20 protein-coding genes are annotated in these 15,982 nt (G+C 71.5%); all 20 read right to left on the reverse strand.

Going from position 1 to position 15,982, the window contains the following annotated elements; translation table 11 throughout:
• Positions 1-10: 10 nt before the first annotated feature.
• Positions 11-280: a flagellar biosynthetic protein FliQ gene (locus FHW73_RS11610; RefSeq protein WP_183426883.1), complete on the reverse strand. Its 270-nt coding sequence runs from the start codon at positions 278-280 to the stop codon at positions 11-13.
• Positions 277-1,050 carry a flagellar type III secretion system pore protein FliP gene (fliP, locus tag FHW73_RS11615; protein ID WP_183426884.1) on the reverse strand — a complete coding sequence of 258 codons (774 nt, stop codon included), beginning with the start codon at positions 1,048-1,050 and terminating at the stop codon, positions 277-279. Before fliP ends, FHW73_RS11610 begins: the two co-directional genes overlap by 4 nt.
• A 1-nt stretch (position 1,051) precedes the next feature.
• Complete coding sequence (gene fliO, locus FHW73_RS11620) at positions 1,052-1,414, reverse strand: flagellar biosynthetic protein FliO (protein ID WP_183427101.1); 363 nt, start codon at positions 1,412-1,414, stop codon at positions 1,052-1,054.
• 218 nt (positions 1,415-1,632) lie between these two features.
• A complete protein-coding gene (fliN, locus tag FHW73_RS11625; RefSeq protein ID WP_183426885.1) occupies positions 1,633-1,977 on the reverse strand; it encodes a flagellar motor switch protein FliN in 345 nt (114 codons plus the stop codon).
• Complete coding sequence (fliM, locus tag FHW73_RS11630; protein WP_183426886.1) at positions 1,974-2,987, reverse strand: flagellar motor switch protein FliM; 1,014 nt, start codon at positions 2,985-2,987, stop codon at positions 1,974-1,976. The genes fliN and fliM overlap by 4 nt, the downstream gene beginning before the upstream one ends.
• Before the next feature lie 10 nt (positions 2,988-2,997).
• Positions 2,998-3,486 carry a flagellar basal body-associated FliL family protein gene (locus tag FHW73_RS11635; RefSeq protein WP_337245272.1) on the reverse strand — a complete coding sequence of 163 codons (489 nt, stop codon included), beginning with the start codon at positions 3,484-3,486 and terminating at the stop codon, positions 2,998-3,000.
• 176 nt (positions 3,487-3,662) lie between these two features.
• Positions 3,663-4,739 carry a flagellar hook-length control protein FliK gene (locus tag FHW73_RS11640; protein ID WP_183426887.1) on the reverse strand — a complete coding sequence of 359 codons (1,077 nt, stop codon included), beginning with the start codon at positions 4,737-4,739 and terminating at the stop codon, positions 3,663-3,665.
• Positions 4,736-5,182: a flagellar export protein FliJ gene (gene fliJ, locus FHW73_RS11645; RefSeq protein WP_183426888.1), complete on the reverse strand. Its 447-nt coding sequence runs from the start codon at positions 5,180-5,182 to the stop codon at positions 4,736-4,738. Before fliJ ends, FHW73_RS11640 begins: the two co-directional genes overlap by 4 nt.
• On the reverse strand, positions 5,179-6,570 hold the full coding sequence (locus tag FHW73_RS11650; RefSeq protein WP_183426889.1) for a FliI/YscN family ATPase: 1,392 nt from the start codon (positions 6,568-6,570) through the stop codon (positions 5,179-5,181). Before FHW73_RS11650 ends, fliJ begins: the two co-directional genes overlap by 4 nt.
• Entirely contained in the window at positions 6,567-7,187 is a 621-nt protein-coding gene (locus tag FHW73_RS11655) for a FliH/SctL family protein (RefSeq protein WP_183426890.1), read from the reverse strand. Before FHW73_RS11655 ends, FHW73_RS11650 begins: the two co-directional genes overlap by 4 nt.
• Positions 7,184-8,176 carry a flagellar motor switch protein FliG gene (gene fliG, locus FHW73_RS11660; RefSeq protein WP_183427103.1) on the reverse strand — a complete coding sequence of 331 codons (993 nt, stop codon included), beginning with the start codon at positions 8,174-8,176 and terminating at the stop codon, positions 7,184-7,186. The genes FHW73_RS11655 and fliG overlap by 4 nt, the downstream gene beginning before the upstream one ends.
• 10 nt (positions 8,177-8,186) lie before the next feature.
• Complete coding sequence (gene fliF, locus FHW73_RS11665; protein WP_183426891.1) at positions 8,187-9,887, reverse strand: flagellar basal-body MS-ring/collar protein FliF; 1,701 nt, start codon at positions 9,885-9,887, stop codon at positions 8,187-8,189.
• Positions 9,888-9,910: 23 nt separating this feature from the next.
• Positions 9,911-10,306, reverse strand: coding sequence for a flagellar hook-basal body complex protein FliE (fliE, locus tag FHW73_RS11670; RefSeq protein WP_183426892.1), 396 nt, complete (start codon positions 10,304-10,306; stop codon positions 9,911-9,913).
• A gap of 278 nt (positions 10,307-10,584) precedes the next feature.
• Positions 10,585-12,015 (reverse strand): sigma-54 dependent transcriptional regulator, encoded by a 1,431-nt coding sequence (locus FHW73_RS11675; RefSeq protein ID WP_183426893.1) that lies wholly within the window; start codon positions 12,013-12,015, stop codon positions 10,585-10,587.
• Entirely contained in the window at positions 12,012-12,407 is a 396-nt protein-coding gene (locus FHW73_RS11680; RefSeq protein ID WP_183426894.1) for a response regulator transcription factor, read from the reverse strand. The genes FHW73_RS11675 and FHW73_RS11680 overlap by 4 nt, the downstream gene beginning before the upstream one ends.
• A gap of 8 nt (positions 12,408-12,415) precedes the next feature.
• A complete protein-coding gene (rpoN, locus tag FHW73_RS11685; protein ID WP_183426895.1) occupies positions 12,416-13,825 on the reverse strand; it encodes an RNA polymerase factor sigma-54 in 1,410 nt (469 codons plus the stop codon).
• Between the two features lie 166 nt (positions 13,826-13,991).
• Complete coding sequence (locus FHW73_RS11690; protein WP_183426896.1) at positions 13,992-14,624, reverse strand: response regulator transcription factor; 633 nt, start codon at positions 14,622-14,624, stop codon at positions 13,992-13,994.
• Between the two features lie 71 nt (positions 14,625-14,695).
• A complete protein-coding gene (locus FHW73_RS11695; protein WP_183426897.1) occupies positions 14,696-15,265 on the reverse strand; it encodes a PilZ domain-containing protein in 570 nt (189 codons plus the stop codon).
• Positions 15,262-15,558 carry a hypothetical protein gene (locus FHW73_RS11700; protein WP_183426898.1) on the reverse strand — a complete coding sequence of 99 codons (297 nt, stop codon included), beginning with the start codon at positions 15,556-15,558 and terminating at the stop codon, positions 15,262-15,264. Before FHW73_RS11700 ends, FHW73_RS11695 begins: the two co-directional genes overlap by 4 nt.
• The gene (gene fliS / locus FHW73_RS11705) at positions 15,555-15,971 is read right to left on the reverse strand and encodes a flagellar export chaperone FliS (protein WP_183426899.1); all 417 of its coding nucleotides are present in this window, start codon (positions 15,969-15,971) and stop codon (positions 15,555-15,557) included. The genes FHW73_RS11700 and fliS overlap by 4 nt, the downstream gene beginning before the upstream one ends.
• Positions 15,972-15,982: the final 11 nt, after the last annotated feature.

Below are 15,982 nucleotides of genomic sequence, written 5' to 3' on the forward strand. Positions count from 1 at the left end.
ATCGCCGCGATCAGCCGATCAGATGCGGGATGCTGTGGAACAACGTCGTCGTGTAGTCGACGAGATAGCCGATCAGGAACGCGCCGAGCGCGAACAGCGCGGCGGTCAGTGCGACCGCCTTGGCGACGAATGCGATCGTCGGCTCGTTGATCTGGGTGGCGGCCTGCAGCACGCCGACCACGACGCCGACCACCAGCACGGTGGCCAGCAGCGGGCCGCCGACCCACAGCGCGACTTCGAGGCCGCGGCGCAACTCGGTGAGGGCGAGTTCGGGGGTCATGGCGTGTTGAAACTGGCCGCCAGCGTGCCGACCGTCAGCACCCAGCCGTCCACGAGCACGAACAGCAGGATCTTGAACGGCGCGGAGACCAGCATCGGCGAGAGCATCATCATGCCCATCGACATCAGCACGCTGGCCACGACCAGGTCGATGATGATGAAGGGGATGAAGATCAGGAACCCGATCTCGAACGCGGTCTTGAGCTCGCTGGTCACGAACGAGGCGACCAGCACCTGGAACGGCACCTCGTCGGGGCCGGCATAGGTGCCGTGTCCGGCGAGGCCGGCGAAGGTCATCAGATCGGTCTCGCGCACCTGCGCCAGCATGAAGCCGCGCAGCGGTGCGGTGCCCAGGTCCCACGCGGTGCGGAAATCGATGCGGCCGTCGAGATAGGGCCCAAAGCCCGCATTCCAGGCCGATTCCCAGACCGGCGTCATCACCAGCGCGGTGAGAAACAGCGCCAGGCCGACGAGCACCTGGTTGGACGGCGTCTGGCCGGTGCCCAGCGCCTGGCGCAGCAGCGCGAGCACCACGATGATGCGGGTGAAGGCGGTCAGCACCAGCAGCATCGACGGGATCAGCGTGATCGCCGTCATCAACAGCAGGGTCTGCAGCGGTAGGCTCACCGGCGCATCGCCGATCTGGCCGACGGTCACATCGGGCAATGCCGGCAGTTGCGGCGCGATCGCCGGGGCAGCGAGTGCCAGCACCGGCAGCAGCAGGCACAGCGCGCCGGCCAAGCGCACGAGCAAGCGGGAATGACGGGACATATCAGGGGTCCTTGCGCAGCCGCTGGGCGAGCAGCTGCCTGAAATCGGGAAGCGACTTGAGCGTCGGCATCGCCAGCGGCGGTGCCTCGGCCAGCGGTGCGGGCAGCACGTGCAGCGTGCGCACGCCGCCGGCGCCGATGCCGACCAGCAACTGCTCGCCGCCGACCTGCAGCACCGCGGCGCGCTCCTTGCCGCCGAGTGGAATGCTGGCGACCACCCGCAGGCCGTCGGCCTGGCGCAGGCCGCTGCCGGGCAGGCGCTTGAGCAGCCAGGCCAGGCCGAGGATCAGCCCGAGCACCAGCACCAGCGCGACGAACGCGCCGCCCAGGCCCGGCGCCTGCGGTGCATGACTGCCGATCGGCATCGGTGTCGGCTGGCCGAGGCTGGCGACGGGCGTCGCGACAGCAGGCGCCACGACCGCAGCTTCGACGGCCGTCGCCGACGCGACTGGCACGGTGTCCGTCCCAGTGGGGGCGGCGCTGACGACACTGGGCACCGGCGCCGCCGTTGCCGCCTCGGGCGCTGCCGACAGGGCCGCGGCCCGACCGGTCGCCGCGGCAGCGGGAAAGGCGCCTGCGACGATCACCGCAGTCTCCGGATCCGTTCGCTGGGGCTGACGACGTCAGTCAGGCGCACGCCGAAGCGGTCGTTGATGACGACGACCTCGCCATGCGCGATCAGCGTGCCGTTGACGTAGACATCGAGCGGCTCGCCGGCGCCGCGCTCCAGCTCGACCACCGAACCGCGGTTGAGCTGCAGCAGGTTGCGGATCGGCATGCGCGTGCGGCCGACTTCCAATGACAGCGCAACCGGCACGTCGAGGATGACGTCGAGATTGAGGTCGGCGGCATCGTCGGCGCGCTCGGCGCGCAGGTCATCGAAGCGTGCGGGCTCGGCTGCGGATGCGGCGGGATCCTGGGGATTCATGCGGGCAGGTCCTGGACGGGGGCGGGGCGGGGCGATGGGGTGCCGGGCGGGCGTGTGTCGGTGATCTTCACCACATTGCAACCGCCGGCGGTGCCGAAGCGGCCGGTGAAGACCGGGATGTCTTCCACGCAGATCGGCACTTCTTCAGGCAGCTCGATCGGCAGGATGTCGCCGACCTTCAATCGGGTCAGGCGGCGCAGGTCGATCGTGCGCTTGGCCAGGATGCTCGACACCGTGACCTCGGCCGACATCAGCTGCTCGCGCATCGACACGTTCCAGCTTTCGTCGCGGTCGACGCGGTCGCTCTGGATGCCGGCATCGAGCAGTTCGCGGATCGGCTCGAGCATCGAGTAGGGCAGGGTGATGTGGATCTCGCCGCCGCCGCCTTCCAGTTCGACGTGGAAGCGGCTCACCACCACGTACTCGCGCGGCGTGACGATGTTGGCGAAGTGCGGGTTGATCTCGGAGTTGATGTACTCGCACTCCACATCCAGCACCGGTGCCCAGGCCTCGGCCATGTCGGCGAAGGTCTGGCGCAGCATCAGCTGGATCACCCGCATCTCGGTCGGGGTGAATTCCCGGCCTTCGATGCGGGTCGGGTAGCGGCCGTCGCCGCCGAAGAAGTTGTCGACGACGGCGAACACCAGCTTGGGCTCGAACACGATCAGGCCGGTGCCGCGCAGCGGCTTGAACTTGATCAGGTTGAGGTTGGTCGGCACATAGAGCTGGTGCAGGTAGTCGCCGAACTTGATCAGGTCGATGCCGCGCACCGACAGGTCGGCCGAGCGGCGGATCAGGTTGAACAGGCCGATCCGCCACAGCCGCACGAAGCGCTCGTTGACCATCTCCAGCGTGGGCATGCGCCCGCGGATGATGCGGTCCTGGCTGGCGAAGTCGTAGGTCCGCGCCTCGCCCGGATCGGCCTGCGGCTCGGTGTCCACCGCGCCCGAGTCGACGCCGTGCAGCAGCGCGTCGATCTCGTCCTGCGACAGCAGGTCGTTGGGATTCATGCCGCTCGCCTCACTGAGTCACGAAACTGGTGAACAGCAGCGCTTCGGCGCGCGGTTTGCCGGTTTCCTCGGTCATCAGCGTCTGCACCTCGCTCAACGCCTGCGCGCGCAGCGCCTCCTTGCCCTGCCGCGTGGCCACGGTGCCGGCGGTCTGCTGCGAGAACAGCATCAGCAGCCGTGCGCGCAGCGCCGGCTCGTGGTGCTGGAGCTGGGCGACATCGAGCGGATCGCGGGTGACCAACTGCACTTCGACCTGCAGGTAGCGCGGCCCCTCGCTGTCGTCGCCGAGGTTGACGACGAACGGCGGCGCCATCGGCAGGTACTGGGCCTGCGCCGGCAGCACGGGTTTCGGCGGGCCCGGGTTGTTGCGCAGATGCAGCGCCGCGGCGCCGCCGGCGGCCGCCAAGGCAAGCAGCACGAGGCCGCCGAGGATCGGCCACAGCAGCTTGCGCCGCTTCTTGGGAGGAGACTTGGGTTGGGGATCGGCAGCGGCGGCCACGGGGCGGGTCCGAAAAGGAATGCCTGCGTTGCGATGCAATCGCCGTGCCGTTCTGGCGACGGTGGATCGTCGCGCGGCGTGCGCGTGGCCGTGCCGGAGGGTCGGACGATGGCAACGCGCGCCCGCCGTGGCGCGCTGCGCCGCCACCAAAGGCCATCGCGGGATCGACGCCTCGCCTAGGCGTAAGCGTCGAGCAGGCCGATCCGCCGGGTCGTCGGGGCGGGCGTCGGCAGTGTCTCGGGACCGTGATCCTGCCGGGAAGCGGCTGTCGGGTGCCCGGCCGGCGACGACATTCCGTCGCGTGCGTCCGAGCCGCCATCGTGGCCGACGCCGGCGTGCGCGAGCTGGAAGCCGTGTTCGCCGAGCAGGTCGCGCAGCCGCGGCAGGCCCTGTTCGAGCGCATCGCGGGTCTGTGCGTGCGGACTGACGAAGTCGGCGGCGATCCGGTCGCCGTCGAGCTGCAGACGCACCTCGATCGGACCCAGGTCCTGGGGCGTGACGCGGATGCGGGCATGGCCGATCTTCTGGCCGGCCATCCATTCGAGCTGCGCGCCCAGCTGGTCCTCGAACTCTCCGCCATGGAGATCGGGCGTCGGCAGTGGCGCATCGAGCAGCGGTGGCGGGGCGCGTACAGCCGCCGCGGGGGCGCCCGGCAGGGCGAATGCGATCGGCGCCGGGGCCTCGCCGGGATCGGGCGCGGGCTCGCCGGCCGGTAATGCTGCGGCGATGTCGGCGGCGGCGACGGTCGCGAGCGCAGCCTCGTCGCCGGACGCAGCATCGGGCGACAGCGCGAGCGCGGGCATGCGGGGCACGGCCGCCGTCGCAACTGCGGGGCTCGCCGATGCCTGGGGCGGGCTCAAGGTCTCCGGCACGGCGGCGGTCTCGACAGGCGGTTCGGCAAGCGGCACCGCAGCCAGTCCCGGCAGCCCGGCCAGGCCTGCGGGCGGCCACGGCATCGGCTCGACAGGCAGTGGCTGGGGGCCGGTCGCGGCAGCCGATTCGCGGTCTTCGGGCGCTGGTGCGGTGTCGGGTGACGCCGCGGCATCGATCTCGTCAGAAGCGCGGTCGTCGCTCCGCGCCTGCGGGCCGCGCCGCTGCGCCGAGGCGTCGGCACTGCGCTGTGCCTGTCGCCGCTCGAGCGCGCGGGCGAATCCGTCCTCGCTGCCGGCGGGGCTGGGCGACGCGCCGGGACCGCGTGCGGCCGCGGATGTCGCGCCGATGCCGGTGGTCGCGGTGGCCACCAGTGGGGTCATGCGTCCTGGCCCTCGGCCGCGGCAAGGCGCACGCGACGCGCGCCCAGGTCGTCGAGTTCGCGCTGCGAGCGACGCTCGTCGACCTGGCGCTCCTGCGCGCGATAACTGGCGGCCAGTTGCTCGAGCACCTGCTTGTCGCGACTGGCCAGCAGCAGCCGGCCACGCTCGAGCTCGACCGTCTGCCGGCTCTGATCGACCGTGCGGCTCTGCTGCTCGACGGCGCTCTCCAACCGCTCAAGAAAAGCGCGGCGGTTGGCGAGTTGGGCCGGGCTGGTCGCCGCGAGCTGGCTGTGCGCGTACTCGTCGGCATAGCGGCGCAGTTCGGCCAGGCGGGCCTCGTGCTCGTCGAGCGAGGACTGGCGCTGGGCGAGCACGCGCGCCGCGGCATCCTCGTGGTCCTGGGCGCGGCTGAGCAGCGGATCGATGCGTCGGGACTGTTTCATGCGGCGGATTCCTCGGGTTGCAGCAGGCGTTCGAGTGCCTCTCGGCTGTGGTGCAGGTCGGCGGCGCGGGCGATGTCCTGGCCCAGGAAGCCGACGATCTCGGGCCAGCGCGCCAGTGCCTCGTCGACGGCCGGGTCGCCGCCGCGCTGGTAGGCGCCGATGGCAATCAGGTCGCGGTTGGCGTTGTAGGCGCTGACCAGGCGCTTGAGTGCGCGGATGCGGTCGCGCCAGTCGACATCGGCGATCTCGGTGACCACGCGGCTGACCGACGACTCGACGTCGATCGCCGGATACAGGCCGGCGTCGGCGATCCGGCGCGAGAGCAGAATGTGGCCGTCGAGAATCGCGCGGGCGGCATCGGCGATCGGGTCCTGTGGATCGTCGCCCTCGGTCAGCACGGTGTAGAACGCCGTGATCGAGCCGCGGCCCTTGGCGCCGTTGCCGGCGCGCTCGACCAGGGCCGGCAGCTTGGCGAACACCGAGGGCGGATAGCCGCGCGTGGTCGGCGGCTCGCCGACCGACAGCCCGATCTCGCGCTGGGCCTGGGCGAAGCGGGTCAACGAGTCCATCAGCAGCAGCACGTTGAGGCCCTGGTCGCGGAACCACTCGGCGATCGCGGTCGCGCGATAGGCACCGTGCAGGCGCGCCAGCGGCGGTCGGTCGGCCGGGGCGGCGACCACGACCGCACGTCTGAGCCCGTCCTCGCCGAGCGTGGTCTCGACGAAGTCGCGCACCTCGCGGCCGCGCTCGCCGATCAGGCCGACCACGATCACATCGGCCGAGGTGAAGCGGGTCATCATGCCCAGCAGCGTCGATTTGCCGACGCCCGAGCCGGCGAACAGGCCCACGCGCTGGCCGCGGCCGATCGGCAGCAGCGCGTTGATCGCGCGCACGCCCACGTCCAGCGGCTGGGTGATCGGTTCGCGCGCCAGCGGGTTGATCGATACACCGGCCATGCCGACGGTGCCCTCGGCGCGGATCGGGCCCTTGCCGTCGAGCGGCACGCCGTCGCTGTCGATCACCCGGCCGAGCAGGCCTTCGCCGATCTCCACGCCACCGCGGCGCTGCAGCGGCACGACACGGGCATTGGGCAGCAGGCCGTGCAGTTCGGCGCTGGGCATCAGCGAGGTGCGTTCGCCCGCGAAGCCGACGACCTCGGCTTCGACCCACCCCCCGTCGGCGACCTCGACCCGGCAGGTCGCGCCCATCGGTGCCTCGCAGCCGACCGCCTCGAGCGTCAGCCCGACCGCGCGGCGCAGAATGCCTTCGCGGATCAGCCCGCGTCCGGCCGCCGGGTCGGGCCCGGTGGTGTCCAGGCGCGCGGCCAGCCGCAGGTTGCGGGCGGCCAACCAGTCGGCGGGATCGGCGCGGGGAAGGGAAGCACTCATCCGCGCGTCCCGGCACGACGCAGCACGGTGTCCAGCGCGCCGCGCAGTCGCGCCTCGAGGCTGCCGTCGATGCGCACGCTGGGCGCATGCACGCGCAGATCGCCGCGCGCCAGCGCCGGATCGGCGACCAGGCGGGTCTCGTCCGGCAACGCCAGCAACGGCGTCAGCGAGGCGATGTCATCGGGATGCAGGCGCACCTCGACCTCGCGCGCCGCGCCGCCGACCGCATCGACGGCTTCGGCGACCAGTTCGGCCAACAGCGCAGGCTCGGCCTCGTAGGCGCGGCCGACCAGGCCGCCGGCCACGCGCACGGCCAGTTCGCCGAGCGCGGCGACGACTTCGTTTTCCAGCCGCGCCAGCGGCCGCGAGAAGTTGTCGAGGATGCCCTCGATCTGCGCGGCCAGCCGGCGCATTTCCGCCTGCGCCTGCGCCAGGCCTTCGGCGCGCCCCTGGGCCAGGCCCTCGGCATGGCCTTCGCGCTGGGCGTCGTCGCGGATGCGCTGGATCTCCTCGAGCGAGGGCGGGCGGGGCAGTTCGGCCGGGACCTCGGCCGCCGCGGGCGCAGGGGCGGCGCTCGCGTCGAGCGCCGGGGCCAGCCAGCGCACCGCGCCGCTCATACCAGCGCCTCGGCGTTGCCGCCGCCGCCCAGCGTCAGTGCGCCCTCATCGGCAAGCCTGCGCACGATCGTCAGAATCTCCTTCTGCGCCGACTCCACGTCCGACAGCCGGACCGGCCCGCGGGCCTCCATGTCCTCGATCAGGATCTCGGCCGCGCGTTGCGACATGTTGCGGGTGATCTTCTCGCGCACGCGCGGATCGGCGCCGCGCAGCGCGATGCCCAGACGGTCGCCGGAGACTTCGCGCAGCACGATCTGCAGCTCGCGGTCGTCGAGCTCGATCAGATCGTCGAACACGAACATCAGGTCCTGGATGCGCTGGCACAGCTGCGGGTCGATCTTGCGGATCGCACCCAGCAGGCCCTGGTCCTGGCCCGATTCCATGAAGTTGAGGATGTTCGCCGCGACCTTGACCCCGCCGACCGCTGACGATTTCAGGTTCTGGTTGCCGGCGAACTGCCGCTCCATGATCTCGTTGAGTTCGTTGAGCGCATTGGGCGGGATGCCGTCGAGCGTGGCGATGCGCAGCAGCACGTCGGCGCGGGTGCGCTCGGGCATCAGCTTGAGCGCATCGGCAGCCTGATCGGGGTCGAGGTGCGACATCACGATCGCGATGATCTGCGGATGCTCGTGGCGCACGAGGTCGGCGATCGCGCGCGGATCCATCCACTTGAGCGTGTCTAGGCCGGTGGTGTTGCGCCCGAGCAGAATGCGGTCGATCAGACTGCCGGCCTTGTCGGCGCCCAGCGCCTGCACCAGCACCGCGCGGATGTAGTCGTCGGCGCCCACGCCGAGCGAGGTCTGCCGCTCCAACGCGCCGTGGAAGTCGTCCATCACACCGGTGACCTGCTCGCGGCTGACCGGCCCCATGGTCGCCATCGCCAGGCCGAGTTTCTGCACTTCCTTGGCGCCCATGTGCTTGAGCACCTCGGCCGCGTCCGCCTCGCCAAGCGAGAGCAGCAGCACCGCGGCGCGCTGGACACCGGTCATGTCGCCCAGATCAGGTGGTCGCTTCATCGCCCAGCCATCCCTTCACCACCTGCGCCACGCGCTTGGAATCGGTCTTCACCGCTTCGCGGGCCTGCCGCAGGCGGTCCTCATAGGCATCGGACGGCAGCGCGATCGTCGCCTGCGCATGTGCCGGCCCCGACAGCGCGCCGATCTGCGCGGTGTCGTCGGCGAGCGCCGGCAGCGCCTCGTCGTCGAGCATCACCACCTCGGCCGTCTCCGGGTCGGCAGCGCGCCGGGGCTTCGCCGACGGCCCGGTGATCTGACGCACCGCCGGGCGCACCACGCCGAACAGCAGCGCCAGCACGACCAGCGCACCGAGTGCGATCCGCGCGATGTCGCGCAGCATCGGCTGCTGCCACCACGGCAGCGCGCCGACATCGTCGAGCGTCTCGCGCACGAACGGCGCGTTCATCACCGACACCACGTCGCCGCGGGCCTCGTCGAAGCCGACCGCCTGGCGTACCAGCGCCTCGATGCGCTGCAGTTCGGCTGCGGTCAAGGGCTGCAACGTGGTCGCGCCGTCGGCGCCGGCGCGCGGCACGTGGTCGACCAGTACCGCGGCAGTGACCCGGCGGATCCGGCCGCCCGGCTGGCGGGTGTGGCTGAGGGTGCGGTCGAGCTCGTAGTTGCGCGTCGCGCTGCGCGACGATTCGCCCGCGTTGCCCGCGGCCGCAGCCACCGCCGCATCGACCGGCGCCGGATTGGCGGCGGTGTCGGGCAGGTTGCTGGTCGCGCCGGGAATGCCTTGCGTCCCTGCGGGCGCGCTGTTCTCGCTGGTCTGTTCGCTGCGCAGCTTCGGCGGCTCGGCGTTGTAGAGCTCGCGCGCCTCCTCGCTGACCGAGAAGTCCATGTCCACGGTGACCTCGGCATTGACCCGGCCGGCGCCGGTCATCGGCTCGAGCAGTTCGCGGATGCGCTGGTTGAACGAGGTTTCCTGGCGCCGCGCCTGCTCGAACTGCTGCGCGCTCATCGCCGCGTCCGGATCCTGGCGGCTGTCGCTGAGCAGGCGGCCGTTCTGGTCGACGATGGTGACCCGCTCGGGCGCAAGATCGGGGATGCTGGAGGCGACCAGGTGCACGATCGCGTCGACCTGGCCGCGCTCGAGACTGGCGCCGCCGCGCAGTTCGAGCACCACCGAGGCGCTGGCAGCCTCGCGCTGGCGGGTGAAGGCGCTGGGCTTGGGAATGGCGAGGTGCACGCGGGCATCGCGCACCGGGCGCAGCGCGGAAATTGTGCGCACCAGTTCGGTCTCCAGCGCGTGCTGGTAGCGCGCGGTCTCGACGAACTGGCTGACGCCAAAGCCCGGGTCGCGCTCCATCAGTTCGAAGCCCAGGCGGCCCGACTCGGTCAGTCCGGAGCCGGCGAGCTTCAGGCGAGCGTCGTGCACGTTCTGCTCGGGCACCGAGATCGCACCGGTCGCCTGGTCGATGCGGAACGGGATCTGCGCGGTGCGCAGCAGATCGGTGGCCTCGGCCGTGGCCTTGGCGTCGAGGCCGGCATAGAGCGGCACGTAGCCGGGGGTCTGCGACCAGAAGAACACGATCAGGCCACCGGCGATGGCCGCGGCCAGCAGCAGCATCTTGCCCAGGCGACGGGCGAGCTGCATCTTCTCCAGCCGGTCGAGCACCTCGACCGCCTTGCCGCCAGCCTTGTCGGCGTTGAAGACATCCTTGGGAAGCGGGATCGCCATGGCTCAGTCGGTCTCCGGTGCCGTCACAGCGGCATGTTCATGACGTCCTGGTACGCCTGTACCAGTCGGTTGCGCACTTCCACGGTGGCGCGGAACGCCACCTGCGATTGCTGCGAGGCCACCATCACCTTGGCCAGGTCCGCGCCGGGCTCGCCGAGTTCGAACGCCCGGACCAATGCACCGCTGCGCTGCTGCGCCGCGTTCACGCCCTCGATCGCGTTGCGCAGCGTCGCGCCGAAGCTCGGAGTCGCCGCGCCGGCGACGCCGCCCGGCGCCTGCACGCCGCCCAGGCCCTGGACCGGGATCGCATTCGAGCGCGCGGCGTCGGCGGCGATCGTCTCGCGTGCCTGCGCCATGGCCGGCATCTGGCCCTGGTAGCTGCGGATCTGCGAGAGGATCGAGTTGACCGAATGGCTCATGAGGGGCGGGGTGTCGGAATCCTGCCGGGACGATGCAAGTCGCGTGCCGCAGGCTTGGCGGCGGTGGCGCCGGAACGTCGGCGCCGCGTCTGCTGCGTGTTCTGCCTGCGCGGCCGGGGCGCAGGCGGCAGGCGATGTCCTCGAGGATGCCGCGCAGGGCACGCGACGCAGGCGCCCTTTGCGTTCGACGACGCTCGCACGGATGGTCGAAGCGCGCCGACGACGTCGGCGACGGCAGTGCTCGTCATCGGGTGCCCGGACCGCGCCTTGCGGGCCGCTCAGGCGGCCAGTTCGCGCTCGATGCCGTACTTGCGCAGTTTCTCGGCCAGGGTGGTGCGCCGCAGGCCGAGCAACTGCGCGGCGTGCGCGACGACGCCGTCGCTGCGCTCGAGCGCCTCGCGGATCAGGCCCAGTTCGATCCGCGCCATGTGATCGCGCAGGTCCAGTCCGTCCTCGGGCAACTGCGCCGGTTCGCATGTTTCTGCGGCGACAGCGGGCGCTTGAGTGTCCGCCGGCGCCACCACGGGCATTGCCGGTGACGGCTCGACCAGGTGCTCGCGGTAACGCTGCGGCAGATCCTGCACGCGCACCATGCCCCCCGGATTGAGCACCGCCAGACGCTCGACCAGGTTGCTCAGCTCGCGCACGTTGCCCGGCCACGCATAGCCGGCCAGTGCGTCGAGGGTGTCGGCCGAAAAGCGGATCTCGCCGCGGCCGTTGCGTGCCAGCTGGCTGGCGATCGTGCCCACCAGCTCGGGCAGGTCGTCGCGCCGTTCGCGCAGCGACGGCATCTCGATCGGGAACACGTTGAGCCGGTAGAACAGGTCCTCGCGGAACTGGCCTTCGCCGATGCGCGCCTCGAGATCGCGGTGGGTCGCCGCGATCACGCGCACGTCGCAGCGGATCGACTGGTTGCCGCCGACGCGCTCGAAGCAACGCTCCTGCAGCACGCGCAGCAGCTTGACCTGCATCGGCAGGCTCATGTCGCCGATCTCGTCGAGCAGCAGCGTGCCGCCCTCGGCCATCTCGAAGCGGCCCTTGCGCGCCGACAGCGCTCCGGTGAACGCGCCTTTCTCATGACCGAACAGCTCGCTTTCGAGCAGTTCGGCCGGGATCGCGCCGCAGTTGATCGCCACGAACGGACCATCGCGGCGGGCCGAGCGCTGGTGGATGGCGCGTGCGGCGACTTCCTTGCCGGTGCCCGATTCGCCCAGCACCAGCACCGTGGTGTCGAACGGCGCCACCTGGTCGATCATCCGCCGCAGGCGCCGGACCGGCTCGCTGCTGCCGGTCGGCCCGAAGCCCTGGTCGGTTGCGGCCTGGCGGTCGGCATCGATGCGCCGCAGGCTGGCGATGCGCAGCAGGTTCTCGAGCTGGGCGTGGCGCAGCGGCGATTCGAGCGTCCACACGCCGGCCTCGTGCAGGCCATGCGCGGCGGCGAACGCCGGCGCCTCGCCGTCGATCAGCAGCACCGGCGGCGCGATCCCGGCCTGGCCCAGCCAGCCGAAGAACGCAGACGCGGCGGCATCGTCGGCGGCGATGTCGCCGACCAGCACCGCGACCCAGTCGTTGGGTCGGTGACGCGCGGCGGAGATCTCGCCGGGTTCGGCGACCCAGCGCGGGCGCAGGTCCATGAACTCGAGCAGCGTGCACAGCCGCTCGGCGCGGTCGCCGTCGGCGTCGATGACCAGGATGCGCGGCTCGCTCACGGCTGCGCTCCGGGCTGGCCCTGCGGATGACGCAGGCTTTCGAGGATCTGCATGACTTCCTGGATGTAGGACAGCTTGCTGACGAAGTTGTCGGCACCGGCGCGCGTGGCGTGCTCGCGGTGCTCGGCGTCGTCGAAGTGGCTGGCGATCACGATGTAGGGCGGGTCGTCCTGCGCCTTGATCAAGCGAGCGGCCTGCAGGCCGCCCATCTCGGGCATCGCCAGGTCCATCAACACCACGTCCGGGCGCAGCGCCTCGGATTGGGCGATCGCCTCCAGGCCGTTGCCGGCGGTGCCGACCACGTCCAGCCAGTCCAGCCGACGCAGGTGGCGCAGTGCGGCGTTGATGAAGCCGTCGTGGTCATCGACCAGCAGTACTTTGATCTTGTCCATGGGCAGTCTCAGGCCGTTCGGGCCAATGGCGCGGACGCCGGTGCGCGGCGCAGACGCGCGGGCGGAATGTCGAGCTGTTCGCGGTACTTGGCGACCGTCCGCCGCGCGATGTGCACGCCTTGTCGTGCGAGCAGGGCAGCGATCGCGTCGTCGGCCAGCGGGCGGTGCCGCGGCTCGGCCTCGATCAGCCGCCGGACCATCGCCCGGACTGCGGCGCCGGAGACCTCCGCGCCTTCCAGGCGCACCGCGAAGAACCGCTTCATCTCGATCGTGCCGCGCGGCGTCTGCAGGTACTTGCCGGTCGTGATCCGCGACACCGTCGATTCGTGCATGCCGATCGCCTCGGCGACCTCCTTGAGAGTCAGCGGCGCGATGGCTTCCTCACCCCGGGTCAGGAACGCGGCCTGGCGTTCGACCAGCACGCGCGCGGTGCGCAGCAACGTGTCGTAGCGCATCGACAGGCCACGCGCGAACCAGCGGGCCTCCTGCAGCAGCTCGCGCATCGGCGCGGCGGCCTCGCCGCCATCGGCGAGCATGCGTTCAAAGCCGGCGTTGATGGCCACGCGCGGGGTGGTGACGGGGTTCAATGCGACGCGCCAGCCGGCGTCGGCATGCCAGACCACGACGTCGGGGACCACCGCGTCGTCGGACACGGGGGCGTCGGCCTGCGCCGGGCGCGGGTCGAGTGCGCGCACCAGCGCGACCGCCTCGTGGACATCCTCGACCGCGCGGTCGAGACGGCGGGCGATCGCCTCGATATCGTGCGCGGCCAACAGATCGAGTGCGACCTCGACCAGGCGTCGGGCCAGCGGGCGGCCGGGCACGCGGCCGGGCAGGGCGTCGAGCTGTGCGAGCAGGCATTCGCGCACGTCGCGCGCGGCGATGCCGGCCGGGTCGCCGGTCAGCAGCCGCTGGCGCACCGCTTCGGCCTGTGCCGCCGAGCAGTCCAACTGGGCCGATGCGCGCGTGGCGAGCGCGTCGGGCGGCTCGAGCAGATAGCCGGCCTCGTCGCAGTGGGTCAGCCAGAACGCGGCGATCGCCAGCTGCGCATCCGGCAATTCCAGCGCCAGGCGCTGCAGGATCCGCCAATGCGGGTCACTGGACTCGGTGGCGGCCATCCGCTGCAGGCCGTCGTCCTCGCCGCTCCAACTGGCGCCGCGGACCTCCCACATCGTGCTGTCGGGCAGTTCGTCGAACGCGGCCACTTCCACTCGGCCGTCGGGGATGGCGTCGGCGTCGGTCGGGACGGGCGCAGCGGGGGCCGCCTCATCGAGCTCGAGCATCGGGTTGTGCGCGAGCACGCGGCGCACTTCCAGTTCCAGTTGCTGGCCATCGAGCTGCAGCAGACGAATGGACTGCAGCAACTGCGGGGTCAGGTGGAGCTGCTGGCCGAGCTGCAGCGAGGCGGAGGCCTTCATGTCGGAATCCCGTCGCGCAGGAGGGCGGCGCGTGCAGGCATCGTGAAGCCCGGGTGACGGCAACGCTATCGGGCGGTTCCCCACGTCGGCAAGGCATTACCTGACCGCTGTCGGGGTTTTCCTGACAGGCTGGCCGGCGTCGGTGCCGGGATTCCGGCGGCGCGCCTCAGTCGCCGGCCGGCCGCTGGCGCGCAGCGAGCAGCACCAGGTCGTTGGCGCGCCGGCAGCCGAGCGTCTCCATCATGCGCGCGCGGTGGGTTTCGACCGTCTTGATGCTGATCGCCAGTTCGGCGGCGATCTCCTTGCTGCTGCGCCCACGGCCGATCAGGTCGAGAATCTGCTGCTGGCGCCTGGACAGCGCATCGACACCGCCCTGGACCGGGCGGCCGAACATCGGCGCCATCAGCCGCGACGACAGCCGCGGGCTGAGATACAGCTCGCCGGTGAACGCGGTGCGCAGCGCCACCTCCAGCTCCATCGGCGCCGCGTCCTTGACGATGAAGCCGGCCGCGCCGCGTTCGATCGCCGAGCGCACGTGCTGGGCATCGTCGTGCATCGACATGATCAGCACGCGGGTGGCGGGCAACTGGGCGTGGATCGCGACCATCGCCTCGATGCCGCTGCGGCCGGGCAGCGAGAGGTCCATCAGCACCAGGTCGGGGCGATGGGCCAGGCTCAGCGTCAGCGCCTCGTCGGCGCTGCTGGCCTGTGCGCACACATCGACCTCGTCGAAGCCCTGCAGCAGCCGGTCCAGGCCGGCCCGTACCAGCGTGTGGTCATCGACGATCAGTACGCGCACCAGTCCAGTCCCCTCCTGGCCGCCGAACGGGGCCGCCCGGTGGACAGGATACGTCAGCCGGGCGGCAAGCTTCAGCGCCGCCGCTGTTCGGCGACCTGGCGTCGGTGCAGACGGAACAGATGGCGGTCCAGCGCCTCGACGAGATCGGCACGCAGGCCGGCGAAGGCCAGCCACACCCGGGTGCCGGCGTGGCCCTGTTCGCAGGCCACCACCGTCGCCGGCAGTGCCAGGTGGTCGGGCAGCCAGTCGGCCGGTTGCAGCCGTACGATCGCGGCCGCGCCCGGGGGCAGAGGCTGGCCGGGCTCCAGGTCGACCCGCAGGCCATGACAGGACCAGTGCAGCCGGCGGTCGACCAGGCCGTCATCGCGCCGGGCCAGCCGGCCGAGCAGGGCGAGGATCAGGTCGAGCTTGGCGTCCATGCGCTGGGCCAGCAGCGGCAGGTCGCCATGGTCCTCGCTGCCGTCGTCCTTGCGCAGGTCTTCGATGTGGGCCAGTGCCGACAGCAGGGTGATGGCCTCGGCCTGACGGCCGGCGCCGTCGGCCGGCTCGATGGCCACCGGCAGGTCGAGTTCGCAGCTCAAGGCGTCGCCGAACAGCCGCGCCTCGGCTTCGGCCGGCGTGGTCGATGCGAGCGGACTCACGGCGCCTGCTCCAGGCCGGCATAGACCCGCGAGGCCGCATTGGCACGGTGCGCCTGCCGCAACTGCGCGGCGGCCGCGTCGCGACGTACGCCCAGGCGTGCGGTCAGCGCGAGCTGGGCGTCGAGTAGCGCGCGCAGCGCCGGCGCCGGCAGGGGCGCGGCGGCGGACGCCACCGTGTCTTCCAGGCGCTGCTGGTAGGCATCCAGCAGACCCGCCGCGGTCGCCAGGTCATCGTCGGCGATCGCCGCATCGAGCGCGGCGAGGTCGTGGTGCAGGACCTCGAGCCCGCTCATGCCGGCGCGCCGGTCGCTTCGCTGGCCGCCTTGCCGGGCTGGATCGCGGCCCAGGCGGCATCGACCTCGGCCAGCAGCGTCAGCGATTCGCGCAAGCCGGCGGGGTCGTTCTGCAGGTTGGCTTCGGTCAGCCGGCGCACGATGTAGTCGTAGAGCGAAGACAGATTGGCCGCGATCTCGCCGCCGGCCTCGTGGTCGAGCGAGCCGTCGAGATGGCCGACGATCGCGCAGGCCTCACCGATCGCCTTGCCCTTGCGCGCCTGGTCGCCACGCTCCAGGCAGGCTTCGGCCAGGCGGATGCGCTCGCACGCGCCCGCCAGCAACAGCGCGACCAGCCGGTGCGGATCGGCCTCCATGACGGCGCCCTCCAGCTGCGTCTGACGGTACTGCTGGGCGTAGTTGCGGGGCATCATGAGGTGTCTCC

This window comes from Luteimonas sp. RC10, assembly GCF_014192745.1.
Classification (GTDB): Bacteria; Pseudomonadota; Gammaproteobacteria; order Xanthomonadales; family Xanthomonadaceae; genus Luteimonas.